The organism is Paenibacillus sp. FSL R10-2796, assembly GCF_037965315.1.
In the GTDB taxonomy this organism is placed as follows: Bacteria; Bacillota; Bacilli; order Paenibacillales; family Paenibacillaceae; genus Paenibacillus_AQ; species Paenibacillus_AQ odorifer.
The window spans coordinates 4,951,065-4,977,333 of sequence record NZ_CP150178.1 but is presented as its reverse complement, the minus strand read 5'-3'; the positions used below and the strand labels follow the sequence as shown (position 1 = coordinate 4,977,333).

The 26,269-nt window shown below is 44.2% G+C and carries 20 protein-coding genes and 1 riboswitch; of the genes, 15 read left to right on the top strand and 5 right to left on the bottom strand.

The annotated features are described in order from the left end of the window. Nucleotides 1–16: 16 nt before the first annotated feature. Nucleotides 17–1,114, top strand: a complete 1,098-nt coding sequence (locus NST58_RS22595) for a GerAB/ArcD/ProY family transporter (RefSeq protein ID WP_339244258.1) — start codon at nt 17–19, stop codon at nt 1,112–1,114. Nucleotides 1,115–1,120: 6 nt separating this feature from the next. Here NST58_RS22595 and NST58_RS22590 read toward each other — a convergent pair whose 3' ends face one another. The 3 genes from NST58_RS22590 to NST58_RS22580 form a co-directional block, all read right to left on the bottom strand. Further along, nucleotides 1,121–1,351, bottom strand: a complete 231-nt coding sequence (locus NST58_RS22590) for a hypothetical protein (RefSeq protein WP_076127617.1) — start codon at nt 1,349–1,351, stop codon at nt 1,121–1,123. Nucleotides 1,352–1,493: 142 nt separating this feature from the next. Then, a complete protein-coding gene (locus NST58_RS22585) occupies nt 1,494–2,510 on the bottom strand; it encodes an ABC transporter substrate-binding protein (RefSeq protein ID WP_339244257.1) in 1,017 nt (338 codons plus the stop codon). Nucleotides 2,511–2,613: 103 nt separating this feature from the next. Beyond that, nucleotides 2,614–4,200, bottom strand: coding sequence for an AraC family transcriptional regulator (locus NST58_RS22580; RefSeq protein ID WP_339244256.1), 1,587 nt, complete (start codon nt 4,198–4,200; stop codon nt 2,614–2,616). A 149-nt stretch (nt 4,201–4,349) separates the two neighbouring features. Between NST58_RS22580 and NST58_RS22575 the strand changes: the two genes are divergently transcribed. The 4 genes from NST58_RS22575 (at nt 4,350) to NST58_RS22560 (ending at nt 8,027) form a co-directional block, all read left to right on the top strand. Beyond that, nucleotides 4,350–4,709 carry a (2Fe-2S) ferredoxin domain-containing protein gene (locus tag NST58_RS22575; protein WP_339244255.1) on the top strand — a complete coding sequence of 120 codons (360 nt, stop codon included), beginning with the start codon at nt 4,350–4,352 and terminating at the stop codon, nt 4,707–4,709. Nucleotides 4,710–4,952: 243 nt separating this feature from the next. Continuing rightward, entirely contained in the window at nt 4,953–6,107 is a 1,155-nt protein-coding gene (locus tag NST58_RS22570; protein WP_076127413.1) for an AI-2E family transporter, read from the top strand. Nucleotides 6,108–6,126: 19 nt separating this feature from the next. After that, entirely contained in the window at nt 6,127–7,599 is a 1,473-nt protein-coding gene (locus tag NST58_RS22565; protein ID WP_339244253.1) for a carboxylesterase/lipase family protein, read from the top strand. A 23-nt stretch (nt 7,600–7,622) separates the two neighbouring features. Continuing rightward, a complete protein-coding gene (locus NST58_RS22560; protein WP_076306175.1) occupies nt 7,623–8,027 on the top strand; it encodes a VOC family protein in 405 nt (134 codons plus the stop codon). 47 nt (nt 8,028–8,074) lie between these two features. On the opposite strand, the gene NST58_RS22555 is transcribed toward NST58_RS22560, so the two are convergent. Next, nucleotides 8,075–9,577: an N-acetylmuramoyl-L-alanine amidase family protein gene (locus NST58_RS22555; protein WP_339248793.1), complete on the bottom strand. Its 1,503-nt coding sequence runs from the start codon at nt 9,575–9,577 to the stop codon at nt 8,075–8,077. Nucleotides 9,578–9,784: 207 nt separating this feature from the next. Continuing rightward, the gene (locus NST58_RS22550; protein WP_339244252.1) at nt 9,785–10,957 is read right to left on the bottom strand and encodes a substrate-binding domain-containing protein; all 1,173 of its coding nucleotides are present in this window, start codon (nt 10,955–10,957) and stop codon (nt 9,785–9,787) included. A gap of 209 nt (nt 10,958–11,166) precedes the next feature. Then, a riboswitch (FMN riboswitch) is annotated at nt 11,167–11,315 on the top strand. Nucleotides 11,316–11,441: 126 nt separating this feature from the next. Between NST58_RS22550 and NST58_RS22545 the strand changes: the two genes are divergently transcribed. The 10 genes from NST58_RS22545 (at nt 11,442) to NST58_RS22500 (ending at nt 25,922) form a co-directional block, all read left to right on the top strand. Beyond that, nucleotides 11,442–12,398 carry a DMT family transporter gene (locus NST58_RS22545; protein ID WP_076219781.1) on the top strand — a complete coding sequence of 319 codons (957 nt, stop codon included), beginning with the start codon at nt 11,442–11,444 and terminating at the stop codon, nt 12,396–12,398. Nucleotides 12,399–12,642: 244 nt separating this feature from the next. Further along, nucleotides 12,643–16,164: a glycosyl hydrolase 53 family protein gene (locus NST58_RS22540; RefSeq protein WP_339244250.1), complete on the top strand. Its 3,522-nt coding sequence runs from the start codon at nt 12,643–12,645 to the stop codon at nt 16,162–16,164. 139 nt (nt 16,165–16,303) lie between these two features. Next, nucleotides 16,304–18,037: a histidine kinase gene (locus NST58_RS22535; RefSeq protein WP_339244248.1), complete on the top strand. Its 1,734-nt coding sequence runs from the start codon at nt 16,304–16,306 to the stop codon at nt 18,035–18,037. Between the two features lie 28 nt (nt 18,038–18,065). Next, nucleotides 18,066–19,706: a response regulator gene (locus NST58_RS22530; protein WP_076127424.1), complete on the top strand. Its 1,641-nt coding sequence runs from the start codon at nt 18,066–18,068 to the stop codon at nt 19,704–19,706. A 107-nt stretch (nt 19,707–19,813) separates the two neighbouring features. Then, nucleotides 19,814–21,532, top strand: a complete 1,719-nt coding sequence (locus NST58_RS22525; protein WP_076127426.1) for an extracellular solute-binding protein — start codon at nt 19,814–19,816, stop codon at nt 21,530–21,532. 234 nt (nt 21,533–21,766) lie between these two features. Then, on the top strand, nt 21,767–22,657 hold the full coding sequence (locus tag NST58_RS22520; RefSeq protein WP_036676126.1) for an ABC transporter permease subunit: 891 nt from the start codon (nt 21,767–21,769) through the stop codon (nt 22,655–22,657). Nucleotides 22,658–22,684: 27 nt separating this feature from the next. Further along, nucleotides 22,685–23,563, top strand: coding sequence for a carbohydrate ABC transporter permease (locus NST58_RS22515; RefSeq protein WP_036676128.1), 879 nt, complete (start codon nt 22,685–22,687; stop codon nt 23,561–23,563). Between the two features lie 2 nt (nt 23,564–23,565). After that, nucleotides 23,566–24,612: an arabinogalactan endo-1,4-beta-galactosidase gene (locus NST58_RS22510; protein ID WP_339244245.1), complete on the top strand. Its 1,047-nt coding sequence runs from the start codon at nt 23,566–23,568 to the stop codon at nt 24,610–24,612. A gap of 225 nt (nt 24,613–24,837) precedes the next feature. Next, on the top strand, nt 24,838–25,494 hold the full coding sequence (locus NST58_RS22505; protein WP_076127430.1) for a stage V sporulation protein AA: 657 nt from the start codon (nt 24,838–24,840) through the stop codon (nt 25,492–25,494). Between the two features lie 2 nt (nt 25,495–25,496). Next, nucleotides 25,497–25,922 (top strand): stage V sporulation protein AB, encoded by a 426-nt coding sequence (locus NST58_RS22500; RefSeq protein ID WP_036676132.1) that lies wholly within the window; start codon nt 25,497–25,499, stop codon nt 25,920–25,922. The last annotated feature ends 347 nt before the right edge of the window (nt 25,923–26,269 follow it).

The window sequence follows — 26,269 nt, the reverse complement described above, 5'->3', positions numbered from 1 at the left end:
GGGAAAAGGCCACTTTATGAAAAAAGAAACCATCAGCGCGAGTCAATTATTTGCTTTGATTTTTTTGTTTGAATTGGGAACGGCCCTTGTGGTACCGATTGGACTTGAAAGTGGCCATGCTGTCTGGATTGCTATTCTGTTAGCTTTGCCCGGTGGACTTCTTTTGTATTTAATTTATGTTTATTTATACCGGCAATATCCGGGCATGATTATTAGCGGGTATACAAGAAAGATACTGGGCAATGTTATAGGCTGGCCGTTAAGCTTAACATACATTCCAATCCTTCTCTTCAATGGCTCCCGAAATCTGCATGAATCAGGTGAGTTGTTAATAGCTGCTTCTTACGACAGAACACCCGTGTTCATCATTTATGCAATGATGGTTGTTGCGGTAATTTACATCTTAAATAAGGGGATTGAGGTGTTTGCGCGGGCGGCTGAGATTTATATGCTGATTATAATATTGTTGGGCTTGACCAGTTGCTTTTTGGTTATTGCCGCCGGACTTGTAAAACTAGATAACTTGTTTCCGTTACAGGCCTCGGATTGGAAGAATGCATTAAAATCAGCCTATCTGAATATATGGCTATTTCCGTTCGGGGAGATGGTATGTTTCACTACGATTTTACCTCATATCAAAAAAACCAAGGTAGCAAAAAGAACCGGAATCATCGCAATGACTTTATGCGGATTATTACTCAGTTTTACCCATGCAATCGAAATATCCGTTCTAGGAACAGAAATCTACAGTAGAGCCAATTTTCCGATGTTCACTACGATAACGTTAGTAAACCTGGCCAATTTCATTCAACGTTTGGACGCGCTTGTGCTCTTAACCTTAATCATTGGAGTATTTTTTAAAATGTCAGTATATTGCTACGCTGCAATGGTAGTCACCGCGGATCTATTCAAGGTACAAGACAGCAGGAAGCTCGCCGTTCCCGTCGGTATTGTTGTTTTGTTCGGGGCTTTTATTAGTTCAGCGAATTATCCGATACATATGGACGAAGGAAGGATATTTCTGAAATATATTTTGCCGTATTTCTGTGCCGCTGTACCTATTCTCTTGTGTATCGTTCATTACATCCGCAGAAAATTAGGGAGTATAGGTTAGTTTATTTTATTTAATGGATTTATTGCTTCTATTTCGGATAGAGGATGTAATTGTATTAACAAAAGGTAAGGAGATAAAAACGAGCATAGTTATTGATTCCTGTATGCTTGTAGCTGCAAAGGAGTCATAGATCGTCCGCATTGAAGCGGTGAGGGTTTCTCCTGATAAAAGGTCGATGATTACTGCCATCAGCAACCCCATAAAAGCAAGCATGAAATATAGTGATAGTAATTTCATAATGATCAACTCCATTTGCTAGATTAACCTTAGGCTAAATGTATTATTACCTCTTGAGTGTTTTTGTAGTCAAAAGACATAACAAATCCCCTACTGCTCCAATGTTGTTGGAAGCAGTAGGGGATTCTAATTTAAGCGCATTTTATCTTGTAAGCCAAGCAGCCAGCTCTTCGGTCTGGGATAACACGGCAATTGGATCATAGTACCAGGACCGTTCTTCTTTCCATACATAGAGATGGCCATTTTTGACAGCAGGTAGGCTACTCCAGATTGGATCAGCTTTGTAATCAGCTTCTGTACGGTTATTGGAAGTTAAGATAATATAATCTCCTGCGTATTTAGCGAGTGCCTCTGTAGAGATTTCCGCCCATTGCTTCTCCATAATTTCTGCGGCCACAGCTGTAGGGGGCTTGCGACCCAGCGCCTGATAGACAGGCTGTCCGCCTCGGCCAAAGTTATCGCCATAGGCCCAAATGGATTTTCCGCCGTCTTCCATGATGGAAAACGTTGCATCTGCAGGGAGTGCTTTGTCTACTTTGGCTTTAGCTTCAGCTATCCGTTTGTCGTAATCTGCAAGCCAGCTTTTGGCTTCCTCTTCCTTACCAAGGAGTTCTCCGAAATAGGTTAATTCGGCATGAGCATCTTTCAGATCACCATATGGCACAACGATGGTTGGAGCAATTTTGCTTAGTGCTTCATAGCTTTCAGCTTGTCCAGAAATAATCAAATCAGGATTAAGTGCGATGATTTTTTCAGGTGACATTTTGCCGTAAGTTCCAGTGTCTGCAACTCCAGTAAGTGCCTCCTTAAAATACATATTCTCCAGTGTTAATCCGGGAGCACCAACAGGGATGGTATCTAGCGCAATCAGACTGCCCAGATATTCCTCAGCGACAATCCTTTTAGGTTGAACAGGGATTTCAATATCACCATTTATAGTAGTGACCTTTTTAAGAGCAGCTGTTTCCGTAGTTTCTGTTGGTTGATTAGTTTCGGTAGGTGCTGTAGTAGCCGATGATGTGTTGCTGGTGTTACTGCCTGTATTCCCCACAGAGTTATTGGAATTCCCGCAAGCGGATATGACTAGAATTAATGTCAGCATGAGGGGAAAAAGAAGCCAATGGGATTGTTTGGTGCTATTTTTTCCTGGATTATGCAATTTGTTGTTCCTCCTATGTATATTGATTATCATTCTCAATAAGAACTTTACAAGCTTCACCGGGTATTTACTATGGACGGATATGATCTCAGCTTATGCAAATTTATGATGTCATTACCCGTAGCAATTCTTGAAGCTGTGCCTGTGAGGACAGTGGGTCAAATCCGTAGAACATATCACCTTGGTTCAGAATATATACCCGTCCGTTACGTACTGCATCTAATTGCTTCCAGGCCTTAGAATGTAGTAGGCGAGTAAAACGTTGTCTTCCCTCAGATGATGAAGGGATGCTGGTGATAATAATATGGTCAGCAGGGAACGATACGATATCCTCAATGGATGCCTCTAAGTACCCGGAATCTGTGATCCCTTTTTCAATAATTACGGAGGGGGGCTTGAAGCCAAGATCACCGTATAGAATTTGGCAACCTCTGCCGAAGCTGCTACTGAAACAGTAGGCGGATCGGGAGCTAACCTCCCACACGATAGCCGTACCTCTCTCCATTCCTATTGCATGGTTTAATAACCCGTTGGCGGTAAGACAAAGTCTGTCATAATGACTTAACCATTGTTCAGCACGCTGTCGTCGATTCACAACCTCGGCAATCAGAGCAAATTGCTCTCGCCAACTCATTTGCATAAAGGGCAGCTCAATAACCGGAGCAACAGGAGTCAGAATCTTATTGTCGGGTAGACTGTAGCCGATAATGACGTCTGGTTTTACCGCAGCTACTGAGTCATAGAGTAATGAAAATTTACCTTCGCTCATTTGAAGCTGCTTGGAAGCGGGAACTTGTTCCAAGCTATGCTGCCATTCGGAATAAACCCCGAGTTGAGGCATGATTTCCAGTACTCGCAGGCTAGCGGTGTGATTATAGTTCAGGGCAACGACCCGTTTATTCTTATTCTGGTAGGCTGTAGGTGAAACGCCAACAAGCTGTTTGAATTTTCGGCTCAAATAAGTTCCCTCTTCGTAACCAACCTCATGTGCCAAAGTAGTCAGATTGGGGGAACTGGTGAGAATTCGTTGCTGGGCTTTTCGGATTCTTAATAGTGTAATATAAGCACTGAAGGATAGACCTATTGATTTGCGAAAGGCTCGCGAAAAGTGCTCAGGGCTCACTTCAGCTAAAGCAGCCATTTGATCCCGTGTGATATCTTCATTGTAATGAGCTTCTATATACTCCGTCACTTGCTCCATCCAACTGCTTGATCTTTCTTTACGGGATGTCAGTTCACTATGAAGCTCCACTAGGAACTGGGTGAATAGCTGCTGGACCCTAAACGGCTTTTGCTTATCAGCGTCTATCCAGGCACTGTAAAGCTCACCTGCCAAGGCTGTCAAACGTGTAGAGGCATGGTGGACAGGGGAGTTGTCATTTATAAAAATGTCCTCATCTTTACTCTGGGGTATACAGGAATACTCCATCCATATCCCCTTTAACTGTAATTCAGGTTCCATCTTCAATAAAGAAGAACTACTAAGGGCTATTAAGCTTCCGGCCATGACCTTGTGTAGCTTACCGTCTATTTCAAGAAAACCTTTCCCATCCCAGATTATCATAAGGCTGGAATTAGTAGAAGAAATGTTTGAGGCTGTGTAGTTGGTTATTCCCGATAAGCTGATGACCCGAAGGGGCATATAAAAAGGATGGGATGAATAAGGCATCCCGTCGGATTGGATCTGCATGTAGTAATCCCCTTCTTTTCATTGATAATCATTCTCATTTATAGTATAACAGTCTTTCTTACTATTGACTATAATGATGCTTATGATAGTGTTTAAAATAATCCACGAACGGAATAGGGTTAGCTGATAGGAAGGGGTTGAAGTCATCCATGACGACCTGGAATTTACAAGGAACTGTAAGTCACTTATTAATATGTAACGGTAGCAGCTGCAAGAAACATAAAGGTGAAGAGGTAGCTGAAGCGATAGAAGATGAGATTGAGAAGCTGGGCGCACAAAGTCTTATACATACGACTGTGACCCGTTGTAATGGAAGATGTTCAGATGCTTGTGTGGTGATCGCTTATCCCGAAGGTGTGTGGTACAAAGAGATTACACCTAAGCTGGCGAAATCATTAGTGCGGAAACATTTGCAGGGGGAGAAGCTTGAAGGTCACGTGTTATACACCTATGATGGACAATTGATTGCTTCAAATGAAAAGGACGCTAAAGGGAAAAAGAAAAAATAGCAAGGCTTGGGAGTACCGTTTAGTTGCGGTTCTAACCCTGTACAGAGGAATATCTCGTGCAGGGTTATTTATTTATAAACAGGGGAGGATTATGATTGAATCGGATCATGACCAGACTCGTAATAGGACTGTGTGCTTAATTAAGGACATCAAATTTGACTTGCAGGGCTAACGTTGACTATGCTATTAAAAAGTGAATGAAATAACACAGTATATATGATGGTTTATAGGGGAGAGGGTACGATGGAGAGGCTGCAGGTGTGGCCAGAGAAGTTCAAAAAATTTTTTCTGAATAATAAATTTGTAGTAGTGCTGCTCATTATGCTGCTGGTTGGAATTAATATTCTGGTATTCTCCAAAATACCGTTTATTTTTAAGCCGATATCAGTATTGCTGCACACCGTGGCCGCACCATTATTACTGGCAGGTATAGCTTATTATTTGCTGAATCCGTTGGTAGATCGGATGGAGAAAAGATCCCGAATAAAACGTGTATATGCAATAATCATCCTATATTTGTTGATTGCTGGTATCATCACGCTGGTTTTGTTTATGGTCATTCCAATTATACGGACTCAGCTATCAGGATTGATCGACAATTTTCCAAGGTATAGTGAATTAATTCAAGAACGGTTTATGGATCTGACCGGAACGGAGTTCTTTGGGCAAGTTCAAGATAGTATCGGAACGAACCTTAGTGAGATAACATCTAAGATAACAGCGTGGGGCAGTTCTTTTCTGAATAATGCCTTGACGGGTGTTGGCAGCTTTGTAGGAGCCCTTACAGAGATTGTCTTGGCGGTTGTAACGACGCCATTTATTTTGTTCTACTTGCTTCGCGATGGAAAAAAATTGCCGGATTATATTCTGAAGTTTGTACCTACTTCTCTGCAGCCGCAGACTCGTATGGTCATGTCGGAGATGAACAGTCAGGTATCCTCTTACATACGCGGGCAAATTATAGTCAGCTGCTGTATTGGTCTGCTGCTCTATATTGGTTATTTAATCATTGGTTTGGAGTACTCTCTCGTTCTGGCTATTGCTGCTGCTTGTACAGCAGTTGTTCCTTATCTGGGCCCGGCAATCGCGATTACACCTGCCCTAATTGTGGCGATGGTCACTTCTCCATTTATGCTGCTGAAGATGATTATCGTGTGGACAGCTGTTCAGCTGATTGAAGGAAAATTCATCTCACCACAGATCATGGGCAAGACGTTGAAGATTCATCCGATAACCATTATTTTTGTAATTATATTCGCAGGTAAAATGTTTGGGATTCTGGGGATTATCCTTGCAGTTCCGGGTTATGCGGTACTTAAGGTGGTATTTACACATCTTTTTGAATGGTTCCGGTTTCGATCCGGCTTATATAAACAGATTGAAGAGAATAAGGAATAATGTGGAAGGGTGAAATGTAATGGGAGGACCAATAGCAGTAACCTCTTACGGTAAGCTTCAAGGAATACAGGAGGGGGACGTGAACATTTGGCGCGGGATCCCTTTTGCAGCTCCACCTGTTGGAGAACTTCGGTTTCGTGCACCACAGCCACCAGAAGCCTGGGATGGGATTAGAGATGCTTCTGAATTTGGTCCAGTTAGTCATCAGCCAGCGGATACGAGAGGTACTCGGTTCGGTGGCAAGACGCCGCTTCATTCCGAGGATTGTCTGTATTTAAATATTTGGGCGCCAGCAGTTCATGATGAGCCCCTGCCTGTTATGTTCTGGATTCACGGGGGGACGTTTGTGACCGGGGCTGGAAGTCAGCCGCAGTTTGACGGCACAAGCTTCGCTGAGCGAGGCAAAGTAATTTTAGTGACCATTAACTATCGGCTGGGTCCATTTGGATTCATGAATTTGTCTCCATTTGGCCATGGGCTTGCTTCTAATCAAGGATTATTGGATCAAATTGCTGCGCTGGAATGGGTAAAGCTGAATATTGCTGCTTTTGGCGGGGACCCGCAGCGGGTAACTGTATTCGGAGAGTCAGCAGGGAGTATGAGTATCGCAGCCCTTTTGGCCATGCCAGCAGCGAAGGGGTTGTTCGCTGGTGCGATTATGCAAAGTGGAGCTGCTCAGACACTGCCTTCCGAGCAAGGAAAGTACATTACAGCGGCACTGCTAGCTGAATTAGGGATTGCTCCAGATGGAGATGCCAGTCTTCTGCAAACATTTTCTTCTGAACAAATTATCGATGCAGCCGCAAGAATGACTAAAAAGTTAACGGGTGGCTCAATTGGCATGTTATTTCAGCCTGTCATTGATGGGGATACACTTCCTGTAGAACCTGCACAGGCTGTGGCAGAAGGATCGGCACATGGTATTCCGCTATTGATCGGAACCAATCGTGATGAGGGCAACTTGTTCTTCAGAGAAGAATCACCTGAGGCAGACTTTGACGAATCACTCAAGGCGCTGGAGCAGATGATGGGTACTGGGAGTCTGAAAGAGATTGCTAACCATTATTCTTCCACCTGGGAAGGACAAGCCGAAATTCTAACGGATCTTTACTTCTGGGCAACCTCGGTGTCTCTGGCGGAAAACCAATTGAATTATGCACCTGTCTGGATGTACCGTTTTGACGGCACGATCCCAGGTCATCCTTTGTTAAATAAAGCTGTGCATAGTGCAGAAATCGTTTATGCCTTTAATAATCTATCTCATCTAACCCATCTTAGGGCAGAAATTAATCCAACGATGCAGAAGTTGGCTGAAGTTATGCATGACGCTTGGATTGCTTTCGCTCATCAAGGAAATCCGGCTACAGCTGCGAGGTTATGGCCGAAATATAATCTGGAGGAACGGGCTACCTTGATCTTTGATGAAGATACGCATGTAGCTTATGATCCTGAATCAGAGAAACGCAAAAGAATTGTCACTATGCTGGCTTAAGAAGATTGAGAGGCTGAATAAAGATGCAGGTAGAAGGTTTTAACCATGTGACCGTAAATGTCAGTAATTTAGCAAATTCCCTGAATTTCTACACAGGAATTCTGGGCCTTCAGCTAGTTCATAGAGGTAAAACTGATGCTTATCTGGAATGGGGAAGTGCCTGGATATGTCTTCTTGAAAAGCCTGATTATATGGCGATTGCAAATAATGTGGTTGGGATAGACCATATCGCTTTTAGTATTGCAGAGGAACATTTTGAAGAAGCCGTCCAAGGATTGCAAACCCAGAATGTGCCCATAATTAGAGGGCCGATCAAACGGGGAATAGGCTGGACGGTCAATTTTCTAGATCCAGATGGTATACAGCTGGAGCTGCATACCTCGAATCTGCGGGAACGAATGAGTGTTTGGAACACTGCTACCGAATAAAGATGGGTGTCCTATCAGCCTAAACGGCTAATGGGACACCCATTTTTTTAACGACCTAAATATTCTTTGATTCCTAAAACTACTGCTTCGGCTATTTTATTTTGGATGTCCGGGGTAAACAGCAATGCTTCATCCTTGGTATTGCTTAAGTAACCACATTCTAATAATATTGCTGGCATTTTGGTTTCTCTTGTTACATGATAGTTTGCTTGACGAACCCCTCGGTCCTGCAGTCCTGTAGCACCTGCGAGGTATTTGTGAACGGTTTGAGCGAATAATAAGCTATCATTGCGTGTGTAATAGGTCTCTGTGCCACTAGGGTTACTTTTACTGCCCGCCGGAATACTATTGGCATGAACAGAGATAAATAGATCGGCTTTTACATTGTTGGCGAGGTTAGATCTGTCCTGTAGAGTTGGGTATGTATCGCCACTGCGCGTGAGTATAACCTCGATATTTGGTTCTTTCTTTAGTAATTCTGCAATTTTCAGTGCTGTCGGCAAGGTGAAATCTTTCTCTTTAAGCTTGTTAACACTTGAACTCCCTGGATCTTTCCCACCATGTCCTGCATCGATGACGATTATCTTCTTGTCTGTGTTGCCGGTAGAAGGTGGAGGAGTTGTAACCGGTACTTCTGGTAAGGTGGTTTCAGGAAGCGTAACGCTAGTCCCATTAAGATCCACAATAATAAGTCCATCATTAGCATTTATCAGACTGTAGCTATTAGCGCTGTTTAGATCAATGACGATCCGAATGGTAGATGGGGAACTGCTGAACAATGAATAGCGAACGGCAGAGACATTAGGATAGTCAGTAACCGTTAACTGTCCGCTTTGGTTCTTTCCTACGGACAGATTCTGATGGAAGTCGGTTCCAAAGCCAGTATTCGGTAAATCCACGACAATTCGGTCTTTGTCTGTCATAGTGAACACGGTAGGTTTTATACTGCCGTTCACTGCAATAACCAGCTGGTTATCGATGAAGCTAAGATTGGTGACTGTAGCTACTGAGCTATTCCCTTCAGTTGCTGTATTCCCGTTTGATCCGTTGTCTGAAGGTGCTGTTGGAGTGGGTTGTGGAACCGTAATTTCCGGATCGCTTCCCCCAATCTCAGGTACTGGAGAGGTTAAATATACGGTTTTGGTTACATTGTCCCAACCGACAGTAGTTCCTGTCTGTTCCCCAACAAATCTTAAAGGAACAAGGGTTGTGCTGCCACTGAGAAACGGAGGATTGTCCAGTTTGACTTGTTTCCCTGAAGCTTCTGCCATCGTATTATCCACGATCAGCTTTAAAGTAGTTCCCTTTTGCTCAATGATCGCCGTCTTGGTCACATTATCCCATTTCACGGTATAACCAAGCTGTTCCGCAACAACACGAAGAGGAACCATTACACTGCCATTTACAATTTGTACCTGTGCTTCTTTTGAAATCTTAAGATCGTTGCCGTCTAGGTTGATGTGTGTTTCCGCAGAGCCGGCATAACCAGTTCCTGGATGAACCAGCACCAACAAAAGCAGCAGTAACGCCAAAAAACCAAACTTTTTCATCTGCAATCCCTACCATCCCCGTTTATTGGTCTCTAGCAATTCTTACTTTTTCTTCCTTTGATGCCGTTTAAGGCTCGTATAAAGTATAAACGACAATAGTTTCCAAAAGTTGCGCTCTACAACAGATAAAAAGGAAAATTTTCGGTATAAAAATAGAAAAAGAGCCTTCCCAAACATTTGGGATAGCTCTCATTTGCTAGAGAGATTTTATTTTAACGATGTATAACCTGTTTTCTCTACCAATTTCTGACCTTGAGCAGATTGAATCCAATCCAGAAAGGGCTGAATATTAGGGTTGTCGCTTCCCGCGGTCACTGCATAAAATTCTGTTGCCAAAGGGTACTGTCCACTACGAATACTTTCCTTGTCTGGTTGAATACCATCGATGGCCAGCAGGGCTATTTCCCCGTTTCGATTCATTTCTGAGGCGTAAAATAAGAAGCTGTAGCCCAGTGCATTTTTATAGTTGCGATAGCTGGAGGTTTGTTGAATGATACCGCTCATAATATCCGCTACGTCTTCTTGAGGCGGCTTCATGAGTGGAGTGTCCTTCATAAACTTTTGCAACATCGTCTGGCTTCCGCTATCTTCAGGTCGTTGAAAAGCACGGATTCGGTTATTAGCTCCGCCTACATCTTTCCAATTTGTGATCTTGCCTGCGTAAATATCTTTAAGTTGAGCGGTGGAAAGTCCGGTTACGTCGTTTCGTTTGTTTACAAAAAATACGAAGGCCTCGCGGCCGATCGGCGTAAGCTTCAGTTCGACACCTTTTCTTTTAGCTTCTTTTTGTTGTGCAATTGACGGAGCCGCTACAAATATAATATCGGTTTCTCCTTCAATTAATCTCTTGTAAGCTTCAGGCGTGCTGCTGCAAATTACTTGACTTGTTTGAAAATCATACGGATTATAATAACCCTCAGGATAAGTAGATTGAACGAAAGCTGAATACAGTGGATAAAGTGCGGTTGCGCCGTCCAATCTTGGAAGATCGCTATCGATATGATAGGAAGAAGGCTCGTCCAGATTCACTGCTTTGGTCTTTTCAGCAAAGGGTTCATACTGTAGCAGATTAACCTCCCGATCATCGACCATGGCAATTCTGTTGACGTACGCTTGCTTGATCTCATATCCTGCGGTCGCGAGCAAACTAAGTCCGAGGATAGATAACAATACAATATTGCTTGTTCTTCGGGACAACACATTAAATATGATGAGTACAACATAGATGGCTAATACGATCGCTAAGATCGCCACAAGTGGGGTATAAAACAGCAGTCCTCCGTAAAGCGCAGTAATTATAGCACCTATGAATCCTAAAAAAGCTATTCCTCCAACGGCAAAAATGGAGAACAATAATTTCGTCCAGAATGCTTCTTTCATAACAACCTCCTCGACATGATTACTAAACTATGGAAAAATCAACATAATTTCATTATACAGAAGTTTTTTGGATGAAGCAGTAGAACAATTACGAATAAACATGTAATAAAATGCTGCGAAACATGAAAGTAATGTGTACATTTTCATAAAGTACTGGACGAATGGCAAGAAGAGGTTTATTCTGAGATTGTGAAAAAAACAACGGAATACAAGATTCTCGGGGTAGGGTGAAATTCCCGACCGGCGGTAATGTTCAAAGCGAACTGAGCCCGCGACTCACTTGTTCTGCTTGCAGAGAAGTGACTGATCTGGTGTAAATCCAGAGCCGACGGTAAAGTCCGGATGGGAGAGGATCATAAGATAAAGACGCTAGGAGTCTATCCTTGTACGTCTTTATTGATAATGCCCCCGAGTTTACCTTTTTGGTAATTCGGGGGTTTTTGGTCTCTTATCGAGGGTTTGTATCGACAAGGAGAAGGAAATTATGAGTAATGTTACAGCTTCATCATCATCTAAGGTTGGCAGTACATCAACGCTACGCAGTGGATTTTGGCTCGTTGTGATTGGTGCAGCATTATGGGGCGTTGATCCGCTCTTTCGTATCATCCTGTTAAAATCCTTAACCTCATCGCAAATTGTTCTTCTGGAGCATGTGGTGCTTTTCTTGGCTGCTTCACCTGTTCTTTGGCGTCACCGGGCGGAGCTTAAAGGAATTGGATTTCGCCAGATTGGTGCTTTATTGATTGTTTCATGGGGAGGCTCTGCCGGGGCGACGATCCTATTTACGATGGCACTTTCCAGTGGGGATTTGAATGCGGTGCTGTTACTGCAGAAGCTTCAGCCAATATTCGCTATCGGTCTCGCTGCTTTAATTCTTAAAGAACGTTTGCCAAAAAATTTCGGACCACTCATTGTGTTGGCGCTGGTAGGAACCTATCTGCTGACCTTTGGCTGGAGTATCCCTTTCGGACATGTGAATAACTTTATTGGGGTTAGCAGTCTGATGGCCTTGGGAGCAGCTGCACTGTGGGGGGGATCGACAGTCATGGGACGTTATCTGCTCGGTTCTATGAAATATGAGACAGTGACTTCGCTGCGGTTTATCCTTGCGCTTCCTTTACTTTTTGTTATCACTACGCTAGAAGGTGCCCCGTGGCAGATTCATGGCGGGTTTGGTGCATCGGCAGCTATTGCGGTTAATCTATTGCTGCAAGCTTTGCTGCCAGGACTTCTTAGTATGTTGTTGTATTACAAAGGACTTAGCACGACGAAAGCTTCCTTCGCCACATTGGCTGAACTCAGCTTTCCTATGACGGGAGTAATCATTAACTGGATCGTGTTCCAACAGCTGGTCACTATCCCGCAGATTCTCGGATTTGCCTTGATCTGGGTCGCTTTATTCTTTTTATCTAATCAACAGTCCAAACCACAAACGCTCTGAGCAGATTGAAGTGGAATGGTTCTACCTATATAAAGATGATTCGAAGCCGTATGGCTTTCGGATCATCTTTTTTTGTATGTGATTTTACTCCTTGCTTAGATCAAATCGACTGCAAAAACTGCTGAAATGTTTCTAACGTAACATATAGCAGAGTTAATAAAGCGTTTACAATTAGGGAGTGCACAAAATGACTGTGCTGCTGAGTACATAATCCATGATTAAATTATTTAGGAGGAAGCAGACATTGAAGAAATCATTTGTATTATTTATGATTCTGACCTTTCTTATTGCCCCTTTTACGTTTGGGCAGTCTGCTCAAGCGGCAGGAGATGAGAATATTGCCCTAGGAAAGCCTGCTATATCCGATAGTGAGCTTGCAGGATATGAAGCGGGTAACGCAGTAGATTCCGATGAATGGAACACACATTGGACGGCGAATGACGGGAGCTTTCCTCATTGGCTGGAAGTAGATCTGCAAGGTGCATATGATTTGTCAGGTGCAACCGTCATCTGGAATGCATGGAGTTACATTAATCAATATACGATTGAAGTATCACGTGATCATAAGGTATGGACAACAGTTGTAAACAAAAGTCAGAGCAGCAGTGTAGAGCAAACTCAGTACAATGCTTTTAAGCTGCGGAATGTTTCTTATGTAAGGGTCAACCTGACCGGCATCAACGGCGGAAAATGGGCAGCCATTAATGATCTGAAGGTCTGGGGTGTTCCCGCAGCCAGCGCGCCGCATGAGCCGGCACAGGGTGAAATACAAACTGTTCTGCCAGTACGGTTGAACACGGAAATTGGGCAAGCCCCTGAGCTTCCAAGTGTTGTAACTGTGGTATATAGCAATTCTGACACGGAGGATGCTCAGGTTGCTTGGGATGTGATCCCGCCAGCAGAGTATTCCCGTCCCGGAACCTTTACAGTAAGCGGTTCTATCTCAGGTACTGTGCAGAAGGCAGTGGCGAAGGTAACGGTAGTAGGTGACAGCAGCACGCCTATTGTTGGATTTGAGAGTATAAATGTCAGCACAATTACGGATGTGCCTGCTTTATTGCCATCAGCGGTAACGGCTATATACGAAGATGGGTCAAGCAAACAGCTGCCTGTAACCTGGGATGACCTTACTGAAGCGGAGTACGCGGTTGAAGGAACTTACAGCGTAATGGGGAAAGTTGCAGGGACAGACCTACAACCCACAGCTGATATTCAGGTTACTCCGCTTGTGCTGCAATCCGGGTTCATAAAAGGTGCGGACATTTCCACACTGGAAGCGATTGAGGATGCCGGTGGAAAGTATTACGACAATGGAGTAGAAAAGGATTTGCTGGATATTCTTAAAAGCCGGGGTGTAAATTACATTCGGCTGCGTTTATGGAATGATCCTCAGGAAGCTGGCGGCTATAATGACCGTGAGCATGTTGTGGAAATGGCGCAGCGTGTCAAAGCCAAAGGCTTTAAGCTGTTGCTTGATTTCCACTACTCTGATTTCTGGGCTGATCCCGGAAAGCAAAACAAGCCGGGAGCATGGGCGGATTACTCCTATGATGAATTGAAGCAAGCGGTATATGACTATACCAAAGATGTTATGGATGAGCTAAAGGAAAAGGGAGCTTCACCCGATATGGTCCAAATCGGAAATGAGATTAATGGGGGCTTGTTATGGCCTGACGGCAAATCCTATGATCAAGAGAATGCTTTTGAGAAGGTTGTTCCGCTTCTGGAGAGCGGAGTGAAGGGAGTTAGAGACAGCGAGGGTGCAGGTCAGGATATCAAAATTATGATCCATCTTGCTGAAGGTGGCAAAAATGATATGTTTCGTTGGTTCTTTGACGAATTAACGCAGCGGAATCTTGATTATGATGTGATCGGCGCGTCCTTTTATCCGTATTGGAGCGGAACGATGGATAGCCTGCAGTTTAACTTGGACGATATCTCTAAACGATATGGTAAAGAAGTGATTGTGACGGAAACCGCGTATCCTTACACGCTGGAGGACGGCGACAATTTTGAGAATAACATCGCCCGCCAAGATCAGCTGGACGGCAGTGGCTTCCCAGCTACGGTTGCAGGTCAAATGGCGGAGGTCAAAACAGTAATGAATGTATTGTCCAAAGTACCCGATGGTAAAGGAACAGGCTTGTTCTATTGGGAACCAGCTTGGATTCCAGTGCAAGGTGTAGGCTGGAAGGTAGGCGAAGGAAATGCTTGGGAGAATCAGGCAATGTTCGATTTTGCAGGGAATGCACTCTCTTCATTAAATGTCTTCAAAACCCCGGTGGCCGGTGAGGGGAGCGAAGAGGAACCCGGAACGGGAGGGAATCCTGGCACTGGTGGGGAACCCGGAACGGGAGGGAATCCTGGCACTGGTGGGGAACCCGGAACGGGAGGAAATCCCGGCACTGGCGAGGAACCCGGAACGGGAGGGAATTCCGGCACTGGCGAGGAACCCGGAACGGGAGGAAATCCCGGCACTGGTGAAGAACCTGGAACGGGAGGAAATCCCGGCACTGGTGAGGAACCCGGAACAGGGGTTAATCCTGATCCTATCATCACCGTTAGAGATTCAAGCGTTGTAAATTCAGCAAATAAAGCAGTGGTCGAACATACAACGGCAGGACAACTTCAGGTGAAGGCACAAGCAGGAATTTCCGGCATAGCTGAGATCACGCTAAGTATAGAGGATATCAATAAGGCGTTGTCGAGGCTTCCGGCGGATGGAAAACTGGTTATTTCTGTTCTGCCATCGACGGGAGAGCTTAAGGGAGCAGTCGTTCATCTTCCGTTGAGTTCTATACTAGAGCAGGGCAAACATCCTCAAATAGTAATTGTATATGGGACGGCCTCTGTTACGGTTTCTACGGAAGCTAGTGCAGGAATTATAAAGACGGGAGCTAAGGAACTAACGCTCTCACTGGTTCAGGTAGCTACGCCAACCTTGCCTTCACCATTGGCAACTGGAGCAAAAGACTATCCGGCCTATAACATCCATGTGTCAGTAGACGGGACTTCTATCGATGTTTTCAAAAAAGGAGCAATATCGGTAGCCTTCCACTACAAGCTGAAGCTCGGGGAGCAGAGCCAGCGGATTGCTGTTTATTCGATACTTGCTGATGGAAAACTCGAAGTTATCAAAGCTGTGCGGTACAACCCAACCGCGGAACAGATTGTGTTTAATCCAAGTCATTTCAGCATTTATGCTGCGGGGTACGCAGAGGTGGGGTACACAGATTTAAAAGCAGCAGATTGGGCCACGTTAGCGATTGAATCCTTGACGGCTAAAGGGATCGTGCAAGGAATAGGAAACGGGATCTTTAATCGGCAAGGGGAGGTTACACGTGCTGAATTTGTCAGCATGCTGCTGCCCGCGCTGGAGCTAAATGCAGAAAGAGGGACAGGCAGTTTTAAAGATGTGAACCTTGATGCGTGGTATAGCTCTGCTGTGAATACTGCTGGGAAATTGGGTGTTGTACAAGGACATGCGGATGGCACTTTTTGCCCGAATGATAAATTGTCCCGTGAAGAAATGGCAGTTATTTCATACCGTGCGCTTAAGCTGGCGGAGAAAGTGAACGGTCAGAAAGATGTGAACGTTATTTCTTTTAAAGATAAAGACCTGATCTCGTTGTATGCCAGTGAAGGGATAACAGCGCTTGCGCAGGCTGGGATTATCAATGGATTCGAAGATGGAAATTTCCGCCCGCAAGCCCATACAACACGCGCTGAAGCGGCTTACATCATACTCAATCTTTTGCAGCAATAATAGGCAGACAGGCAATAACTGTGCTCGAAAAGGCAGTTAGGGCCTGTCTTTACCACATTTTTTAGATATTTATCTTTTCGCAAGTAGGGATTGTTTGTACAATAGGGGCTATGACATTTGAGCCGGAGAGTGAAGGAACGTGTATAGATATAATTTATTTACCAAAATCGTGAGTATCATGGTCATTATGCTGATCCCGATAACCATCCTTTACTTCTATTCCAATAAAACGACCACGGATGTGCTGCGTACGGAGTTAAATACTTCGAATAATAATCAGCTTAGTTTTTTTCAGAATCAGGTAGAAAGTAATATGGAGTTATTGTCCTCGTGGCCGATTCTGCTGATCCATGATCCTGATATCCTCAGCCTTAAGGATACTTATCTGGAAAAAGGGCGTTTGAATCTGGATACGATAAACCTGATCAAACGGATTCAGACCAAAATCAGCATTCAAGAAAGCTCCTCCAATTGGAAGAGTAAGCTATATTTATACTCCCCGTCCATTCATCGTATGGTGTCTGAAAATGATGCGAAGTTATACGAAGATGAGGATCTGAAGCGGGAAGTGAAGTCGGGCTGGCATGTGGAGAAAATCGAAGGGCAGGAGGGTGACCGCTTCGTATTCTCATGGTTTTCTTTTACACCCTTTATGTCAGAATTCGCTCCGGAAAAAGTCAAAACGGTTATGAAGGTAGAGTTCGACAGCCGGAACATAGAAGATATGCTGGATAAATTCAAAAGTGATGGCAGAAGAGATCCTTTTTATTATAAGCAGGGAACAGGACTTATTTTTAACCGCAGTGCCGACAAGGTGTTAGCTAAAGAATTGGTAGACAGGCTGGAAGAGACCCAGCTGAAGCCTAGTGAGAATCGCACGGTCAAAATAGAAGGTGAATCCTACAGTGTAAATATCGTCTATTCGGACAAAATGGGCTGGTATTTGATCGACTATATGCCGCTGACTGAAATCCTACATCCGATCCTGACCTCTAATCGTTTATTTTATTTTGCGATCAGTGCTTTGTTGTTAATGAGCTGTCTCGTAGCCTATCTATTATATGTTCAAGTGCAGGTGCCTATAAGGTTATTGGTGGGAGGCTTTCAACGGTTGAAGCAAGGGGATTATTCTGCGCGAGTGGAGATTAAAGGGAAGAATGAATTCAGCTTCCTGTCCGGCCGGTTTAACAGTATGGTAGAACAGATTCAGATGCTGATCGAGAATGTGCTGATGGAGAAAATCCATGTTCGCGAAGCCCGCTTAAAGCAGCTTCAATCACAGATAAATCCACATTTTTTCTATAATTGCTTCTCCTTTATTACAAGTATGGCGAAGCTCGATAATATGGGGGCAGTCGTTGGGATGTCGCATAGTTTGTCCCGATATTACAGATACACCACTCGTCAGGAACGTGATTTGGTTGCGCTGTCTGAAGAGGTGGAATTTGTGAATCATTATCTGGAGATCCAGAAGATGAGGATGAGCAGACTTCGTTATGAGATCAATATCCCACCGCAAATGCGCAAAAGAGAGCTTCCGCCGCTCGTGCTGCAGCCTTTGGTGGAGAATGCGGTTATACATGGAATTGAGCCCGTCGCCAAAGAGGGACTGGTGCGGATTACGGGTTCATGTGCAGGCAGAGAAATGACGCTTACGGTTGAAGATGATGGTCAGGGCATGACGCCAGAGGAAATTATAGAACTGGAAAATAAACTAAGCAGGGCGATGGATGAAGAAATGGGCTGCGGTTTATGGAATGTGCATCAGAGAATGCGGCTGCGTTTTGGGGAGACGTCTGGCTTGCGCATCTCGCCTTCTCCGTGGAGGATTACAGGTGACACTGCAGTGGTTGCTGCCCTACACAGACAATGAAATGGAATGACATCTAGGAGGGGAAAGAATGATAGAGCTGTTGTTAGTTGATGATGAGCCCTATGTTACGGAAAGTTTAGCCCGTACTATTCCATGGGCTGAAATCGGGGTAAAGCAGGTGCATCAAGCGGCATCGGGTGCTGAAGCTCTGCAAATTATGGAACAGCAGGCTATAGATATTATGGTTACGGATATTTCAATGCCAGGAATGACTGGCCTGCAATTAATTGAAGCCGTGAGCGAGAAATGGCCAAATATTCGGTCCATTTTATTGACAGGTTATTCCGATTTTCAATATGCGAAAAAAGCTATTCAACTGCAGGCATTTGATTATATTTTGAAGCCGGTAAGTGATGATGAGTTTATCAAAAGCGTATCCAGTGCGATTGAATCTTTGAAAGACGAATGGGAAGCTCATGATAGATATCATTTGCTGCTGTATAATCGCAAAGCCGATTACAGTGTTTTGCGGGCTAATCTGATGCATGAATTGCTTCTCGGCAGGGTGCTGTCTGAGCGGACACTAGCCATTAAGCTGAAGGAATATGAAATCTCCTTCCAGCCGGATGCTGAAGCGGCGATGCTGCTGATTCAGCTGGGTAAACATTATGCCGCAATGGATCATCATTCGGTCTCTCTCATGGAATATGCGATCGGCAACATTGCCGAGGAGCTTTTTAAGGAACAGTTCCATGTCTGGTTCTGCAAAGCGCCGCATGATTGCTTGATTCTGCTTGTTGAATTAAAGCCGGCAGTACAGCAGGAATTGGAGCAAATGGCTAACTATGAAGCTGCAAGGCAGCAAATCCTAAAAGCGGTGATCGCGAATTTCCGAATTAGTGTAAGCAATTACCTCAAGGGTGAGATTTCACTGATTGTAACAGAGTGGTTCACCTTTCCGGAGGGGATGACGGCTGCCTATAGAAGCGGTCTTAGCTCGATGTATTTGGCAGCACATGATGAATCCAGCTCCGTGCTGTTTTTGGATGACCGCCAGCATCAGGAGACGATCAGCATCAAATCGCTCGAATGTCTTTATCGTCCACCTACACTCATTCATCTGCTGGAATCTAAACAATGGGATACAGCAAGGCAAAAAATTGCTGACGTGTTCCGGGATATGGAGAATGCACGGTTTTCCAGTGAACATCTGTATGAGGTCTTTCTATCGATAACGAATGCATTTATGTATATAGCGCATAAGAGTGGTCAGTTCATCTCCAAGATCGACCAATACGCTTTAGATCCGTTGTTGACGCAGAGTATTATTGTTTCTTTTGATAAGCTTAAAGATTGGGCGTTTGATATGCTCGATAAGCTTCAGAAGGAGCTATCCGAAAGCGATCAGAATACGAAAAGTTATATTATCAAGCAGGTGCATGAGCTGGTAGGAAACCATTCGGGGCATGAGCTGTCCGTCAAAACCATTGCCGATCATGTATATTTGCATCCAGTCTACTTGTCCAAGATTTATAAAGCTGAGACTGGGGAAGGACTAGGGGACTATATTATTCGGATGCGGATGGAACGGGCACTTTATCTGCTTAAAAATACGAATAAAAAAATCTATGAAATTACCTCTGAGCTTGGATATCAGAATCCGCAATATTTCAGTAAGATGTTCAAAAAACACTACAATATGACACCAAATGAATTCCGGGACGGATAGAGGTTGAGAAAGGTGCAGAAACCTTGTTTAAATGACGTATTCGGGCTCAGCGTCGTTCCCTATAATTAAAATGTAACCAACACTTATGGAATCCAAGGGGGAACAAAATGAGCGCGATGAAGAGAAAAAGATGGCTGCCGCTCCTGTGCATGAGCATGCTTTTGGCGGGTAGCCTTGCGGGCTGTTCAGGCAATAACGCTGCTAATAGTAAAGACACTGCTGGAGATAAAGCAGCTGGTGAAGCGACTGCAAATACAGCTTCCAATTCTGAAAACGCCTACAAGGATAAATACGATCCTGAGGTGACATTTACAACCGCATGGGGCGTGGACCCTGAGCTTAAATTCAAAAACGGTGAAAGCATTGAGAATAACGTGGCTACAAAATGGGCTAAAGAAAAATTCGGCATCAATATTAAGTCCCTTTGGTCCATCACAGATACGAACGGCGCATTTGGTACGAAGCTGCGTTTATCCATGTCTTCAGGTCAGGACATGCCTGATGTCGTAACCATCGGTACAGCCGACAACACGATTGCACAGGATTTGATCGATTCCGGCATGTATGCAGATGTAGGAACTTTGTTTGATAAATATGCTTCAGATACTTGGAAAGAAGCGATGGCACAGGATCCTAACGTTTGGAACCAATACAGCCGTGATGGCAAAAGAATGGGCCTGCCTGTTCTCGATTATGCATATAACCATGATTACATTCTGTGGATCCGCCAAGATTGGCTGGATAAGCTGAATATGCAAGCCCCTAAGACGATCGATGAGCTGGAAAAAGTGATGGATGCGTTCAAGAATCAGAACCCTGATGGTTTGGCACCAGACAAGGTAACTCCACTTAGTATCGGCTTCAAAACAACGATGAACACTTGGATGGGCGATCCATCTTGGATCTTTGGTGCTTACGGAACCTTGCCACAGCAATGGAATCTAGATGCTGATGGTAAACTAGAATACGGCTCAGTAAATGCTGGCATGAAGCAAGGGCTTGAAAAACTGAAGGAATGGTTGGCGAAAGGTTATATTCCTCAGGAAGCAGCTCTTTGGGATGAGAACAAAACTGCCGAACCAGCAGTTGCAGGTACAGCAGGGATTCTCCCGGGTCCTTACTGGATGAGCGGCTGGCCGCTTCAGGATACCGTGAAGAACTCTCCAGATGCAGTATGGGCTCCAATTGAAATTCCAGCGGGACCGGATGGAAAGGTTATGCGTCATGGCACACAATTCACTAACGGTGTAACTTTGATCAGCACGAAAATGAAAAATCCAGAAGCCTTCTTTACTTATCAAAACTATCTGTTCGATAACTTTGCTAATCCAACGCCAGGCAGTGAACTGGATAACGGTCTTTTTGCAGGATATGACTATGAGCTGGACGCGAACGGCAAGATGATCGAAAATGATAAAATTGCTGGCGGTTATGTGAATAGTGTTCGTTATATGCTGGTTCGTGACGGTGCCCGGATCCCGGATGCCCAAATGAAAGCACTCCTTAACCTGGCAGATGGCGCAGAGCCAACAACCCGTCTGGAGAAGGACGTAGCTGTGAATTATGGTAAAGATACCCCTGCGGCTGCCAAAGTTCTGCTGGCGCAAGAGGATAAATCCTTTAAGAATATGTTCACAGGTCCTACGACCGAAACTATGAAATCGAAGATGGACTATCTGAACAAAATTGAGAACCAAACGTTTAATGAAATTATCTATGGCAACAAACCGCTGGATGCATTTGATTCCTTTGTAGCAACCTGGAAATCAGGTGGTGGCGATCAAATCACTAAAGAAGTTAACGAATGGTATGACAGCGTAAAATAAGGTTTGGATTTAGTTTGACTAGGTAAAAAGGAGTAAACGGGACCGTCTCTTCAGCCGTAGCATTAGGCTTTAGGGAGGGTCCCTGTTTGCGTTTGAAGTCCTCTTTTTTCAATGTGATAAAGAGATTGCTTTTGTACCATATATATTGGTTTTGCCCGCTATTTGAGGAATTCGGGCGTTGCTATAATTTGAGTATGGTTACAGAAGAACTTGACACGATATGGGGGACCAAGGATGAGAACACTAAAAAAAACATGGCCTTTTCACTTGATGTTATTGCCAGCGATGATATTCCTGATCATCTTCAGCTTTATTCCAATGGGCGGAATTGTGATGGCATTTCAGGATTATAAGCCATGGCTGAAAATTTCAGGCTCGGCATGGGTTGGATTGGACAATTTCCGTTATCTATTTGAACGTAATGACAGTATGCAGGTCATTTGGAATACATTGATTATTGCTGTTCTAAAAATGATTTTCAATCTGGCTGTACCGTTTGTATTCGCCATTTTGTTAAATGAGATTCGCAAGGTATACATACAGCGTACTATTCAGACACTGGTATACTTGCCTCACTTTTTATCTTGGGTTATTCTCGGCGGGATCTTGCTGGATTTGCTTGCTACAGATGGTTTTGTCAATCAGATCTTAGGCAGCATGGGCTTCAAACCAATCTTTTTCTTAGGGGATAACAACTGGTTCCGGTTCACAGTTATTCTCACAGATGTGTGGAAGGAATTTGGTTATAATACGATCGTTTTCTTAGCTGCTCTAGCAGGAATCAATCCATCATTATATGAAGCTGCTGAAATAGACGGCGCTAACCGCTGGAAGCAGACACGTTTTATCACAATGCCATCTCTATTGCCAATGGTTGTGGTGGTAGGTACCTTGGCTCTCGGAAATGTATTGAACGCAGGGTTTGACCAGATTTTTAACCTCTACAATCCACTGGTCTATCAGAAAGGCGATATTATTGATACCTTCGTGTACCGCACGGCTATTCTGAATGGTGAGATGGGCTTTGGTACGGCAATCGGACTGTTTAAGTCGGCCATTAGTATGATCCTAATTCTCGTCTCGTACAGTTTGGCTAAGAAGTGGGCAGGATATCGCATTTTCTAATCTACCAAAGGAAGAGGGAGACATCTTATGTATTACAAAACAAGAGGTTATCGTATATTCAACGTGTTTAATACTTGCTTTCTAATCCTGCTCGCACTGATGTGTATTGTACCTTTGATTCACGTGCTGGCTGTATCCTTTAGCGCGAAGTCGGCAGCGGATGCCAATTTGGTAGGGTTATGGCCAAAGCAGTTCTCTCTGGAAGCTTATAAAAAGACAATAAACAATCCGATCTTTCTACACTCCATCTGGGTATCTGTTCAAAGAACCATACTCGGGACTGGACTTACACTTTTAATTACTTTTTTGGCAGCCTATCCGTTATCCAAAGAAAACTCAGCCTTCAAGGGCCGTAATGTTTACTCTTGGTTGTTCGTTTTCAGTATGGTGTTCAACGGCGGCTTGATTCCATTTTACATTGTGATTCAAAAGATTGGTTTGATGGATTCCTTCTGGGTACTTGTTCTGCCAGGTGCGGTAAATACGTTCTTGGTGATTCTGATGCTGAACTTCTTCCGTGGTATTCCAAAAGATCTGGAGGAGGCCTCGCTAATAGACGGAGCCGGACATTTCCGTACTTTGTTCAGTATTTACTTGCCGATTTCTCTGCCGTCGATCGCTACGATTGCCTTGTTCAGCATGGTATTCCATTGGAACTCCTGGTTCGATGGACTATTGTATTTGAATAATTCCAAGCAATTTCCACTGGCGACATTCCTGCAGACGGTTATCATTCAACGGGATATGAGCTCCATGAGCATCAATCCAAAGGAAATGGAGCTGATCTCGCAGACGACGGTGAGAGCCGCGCAAATATTTATCGGAGCCGCTCCAATTTTGATCGTATATCCTTTCCTGCAAAAATATTTTGTTAAAGGGATGACACTTGGTTCTGTAAAGGAGTAGCAATGATGACAACCACATTTATCAATGGAATGGATATCTCGTTTCTGGATGAAATTGAGCAGGGTGGAGGAGCGTATTACAGCGGTGCTGAAGAGTCCGTTGAGAACGCTGAGGATTTGCTCTACATTCTGAAAGACAATGGCGTGAATGCCATCCGGCTGCGGATTTGGAATGATCCTCCGGGCGGCTTCTGCAATCTAGAACGTACGCTGATTATGGCTAAGCGAATTAAAGAAGCAGGACTTAACTTTCTGCTGGATTTTCATTATTCGGATAAATGGGCAGATCCTGCTAATCAATCGAAGCCAAAAGCTTGGGAGAACCTTGATTTTACGGGTTTAACATCAGCCGTGTATGAGTATACTCGTGAGGTTCTTGAGCTTTTGCAATCTCAAGGCACAATGCCCGACATGGTGCAGATCGGTAATGAGATTACTCCAGGCATGTTATGGAATGAAGGCAAGGTGGATGGTGAGTGGGATACTACGGAGCAGTGGGAACAGTTCATTACACTGGTTCAAGCAGGAATAGCGGGCGCAAAAGCTGTTGCTTCTGATTTGTCCATCATGATCCATATTGACCGTGGTGCTGATCATCCAGCCAGCCGTAACTTTTATGATCGGTTTTTCGAGCATGGCGTAAATTTTGATGTGATCGGATTATCTTTTTATTCTTGGTGGCACGGCACGCTGGATGACTTGCGATCTAACCTGAATGAATTGGCGGTGCGGTACAATAAGGATATTATTGTTGTTGAAACAGCTTATCCTTGGACGCTGAATGCACCTGAAGGTTTCCCCTTAATAGTAAGTGAGGAAAAGCAGCTGCATGAAGGTTATCCGGCTACAGTAGAGGGACAGACTAAGTATATGAAAGATTTTATTAGTGTAATTGAGAGTATACCTAACGGTAAAGGTATCGGGTTTTATTATTGGGAGCCAGCCTGGGTTCCTTCGCAAAAGGAATGGTCCGTTGGACATGAGAATGGTTGGTCCAATCTGACCCTGTTTGATTTTGCGGGAGGGAAATTGGATTCGCTCGAATTCTGACGTATTTAGGATTGAAACAAGAAGACAGCTTAAGGTTAATTACCTTGAGCTGTCTTCTTTTTAATTTCCAGAAGAAGGGTTAGCCTTTCCTGATACCTATAAACAAGCAACATTTCAGTATTTCAAGAAATTGATTCAGAGCAGCAAGAGTAAAAATAAGGCTTTACTCCCATACTACCGTTATCTTGGACCTGAGCTTCACCATAACCTTTAGGAGGAATGCGGATGAAACAACATTCTGCTCCCACCATCTATATACAGCTTAAAAATCGGGTGATGGTTCCCAAGGGTAAAGGTGTCACGTTGGGTGATATTGCTTTTTTGATAGCGGAGCCTGAGCTGAAAGAGTCGTTGGAGACAATTCTCTTAATGAAGCCGGAGCAAAGTGACGGCAATCTGATTTTGATTGATCTGTTGATGGTTATCCCCCGGATATATGAACTTATACCGAATGCGGACATTGAACCGATCGGTGAAGGGAGGACGATTGTGCAGATTGAGAGTCAGGTGGAGAGACGGAAACCTTCGGTGGCGATGTTTGTTTTAGTGTGGCTGCTGCTTTTCTTTGGGTCTGCTCTGACGATTATGAACTTTCATGCTGATGTAAATATGCTGGAGGTACAAATTCGAATTGTGGAGATGCTAACGGGTCATCGGGATGAGCATCCCTATATATTTCAGATTGCTTATTCTCTGGGCATCGGGTTTGGGATGGTCATTTTTTTCAACCATTTATTTAAAAAGAAGTGGAATGAGGAGCCTACTCCGCTGGAAGTGGAAATGTATCTGTATCAGAAGAACATCGACCAATATGTCATCAATGAGGAATACAGCAAGATGAGGCGCCGCAGTGAAAACCAATCTGAGAATAGGGAGGACTGAAGATGACGGCACCCATAGCACTGGGACTAAATTTGCTGCTGGGCATTGCGGGTGGTATTGCTGTAGGCGGTGGAGTGATCGCTCTATTTGTTGTGCTGGATATGGTGCCGCGTCTGGCGCAATTAACCTCTTCTTACGATAAAGTTCATTGGTATGAAGGCGCGATGGTAGGTGGATCTTTAGTAGGTACTGTTAGTGATTTTTGGAATTGGAAAATTACCTCAGGTCCTCTAGTTGAACTTGGTGTAGGACTATTTGATGGGATTTTTGTCGGGATGCTCGCTGCAGCATTGACCGAGGTATTAAATGTGCTGCCGATACTCGCTAAACGCTTAAATATGACACATTATCTATTCGGTCTGTTAATGGCGATGGTGAGTGGGAAGGTTGCGGGTTCTTTGTTCGACTGGTTTGTATACCGACAGTAAACAGGGGGTTAGGAAATGAGCAAGTTTATTCACAGCGGTGATTCTGCACCGGAAGATGACCATCTGGAAGATAATGCTGCAGCTGCTGCAGCAATGAAGACAACTGCAGCGGATCTAGTTGCAGATCACACAGATCCTAAGGGCGCTTCAGCTATCGGTGAAAGTGAAGATTCAGCGGAAAATTCTACAACATCTGAAACTAGCCAGGACCAGCAGGATGCAGAGGCATCAGCCGAATTAGGCACTGAGCAGCAGGATGCAGAGGCATCAGCCGAATTAGGCACTGAGCAGCAGGATGCAGAAGTGACTGCGGAGCAGGGAACAGAGCAGCAGGATGCAGAAGCGAC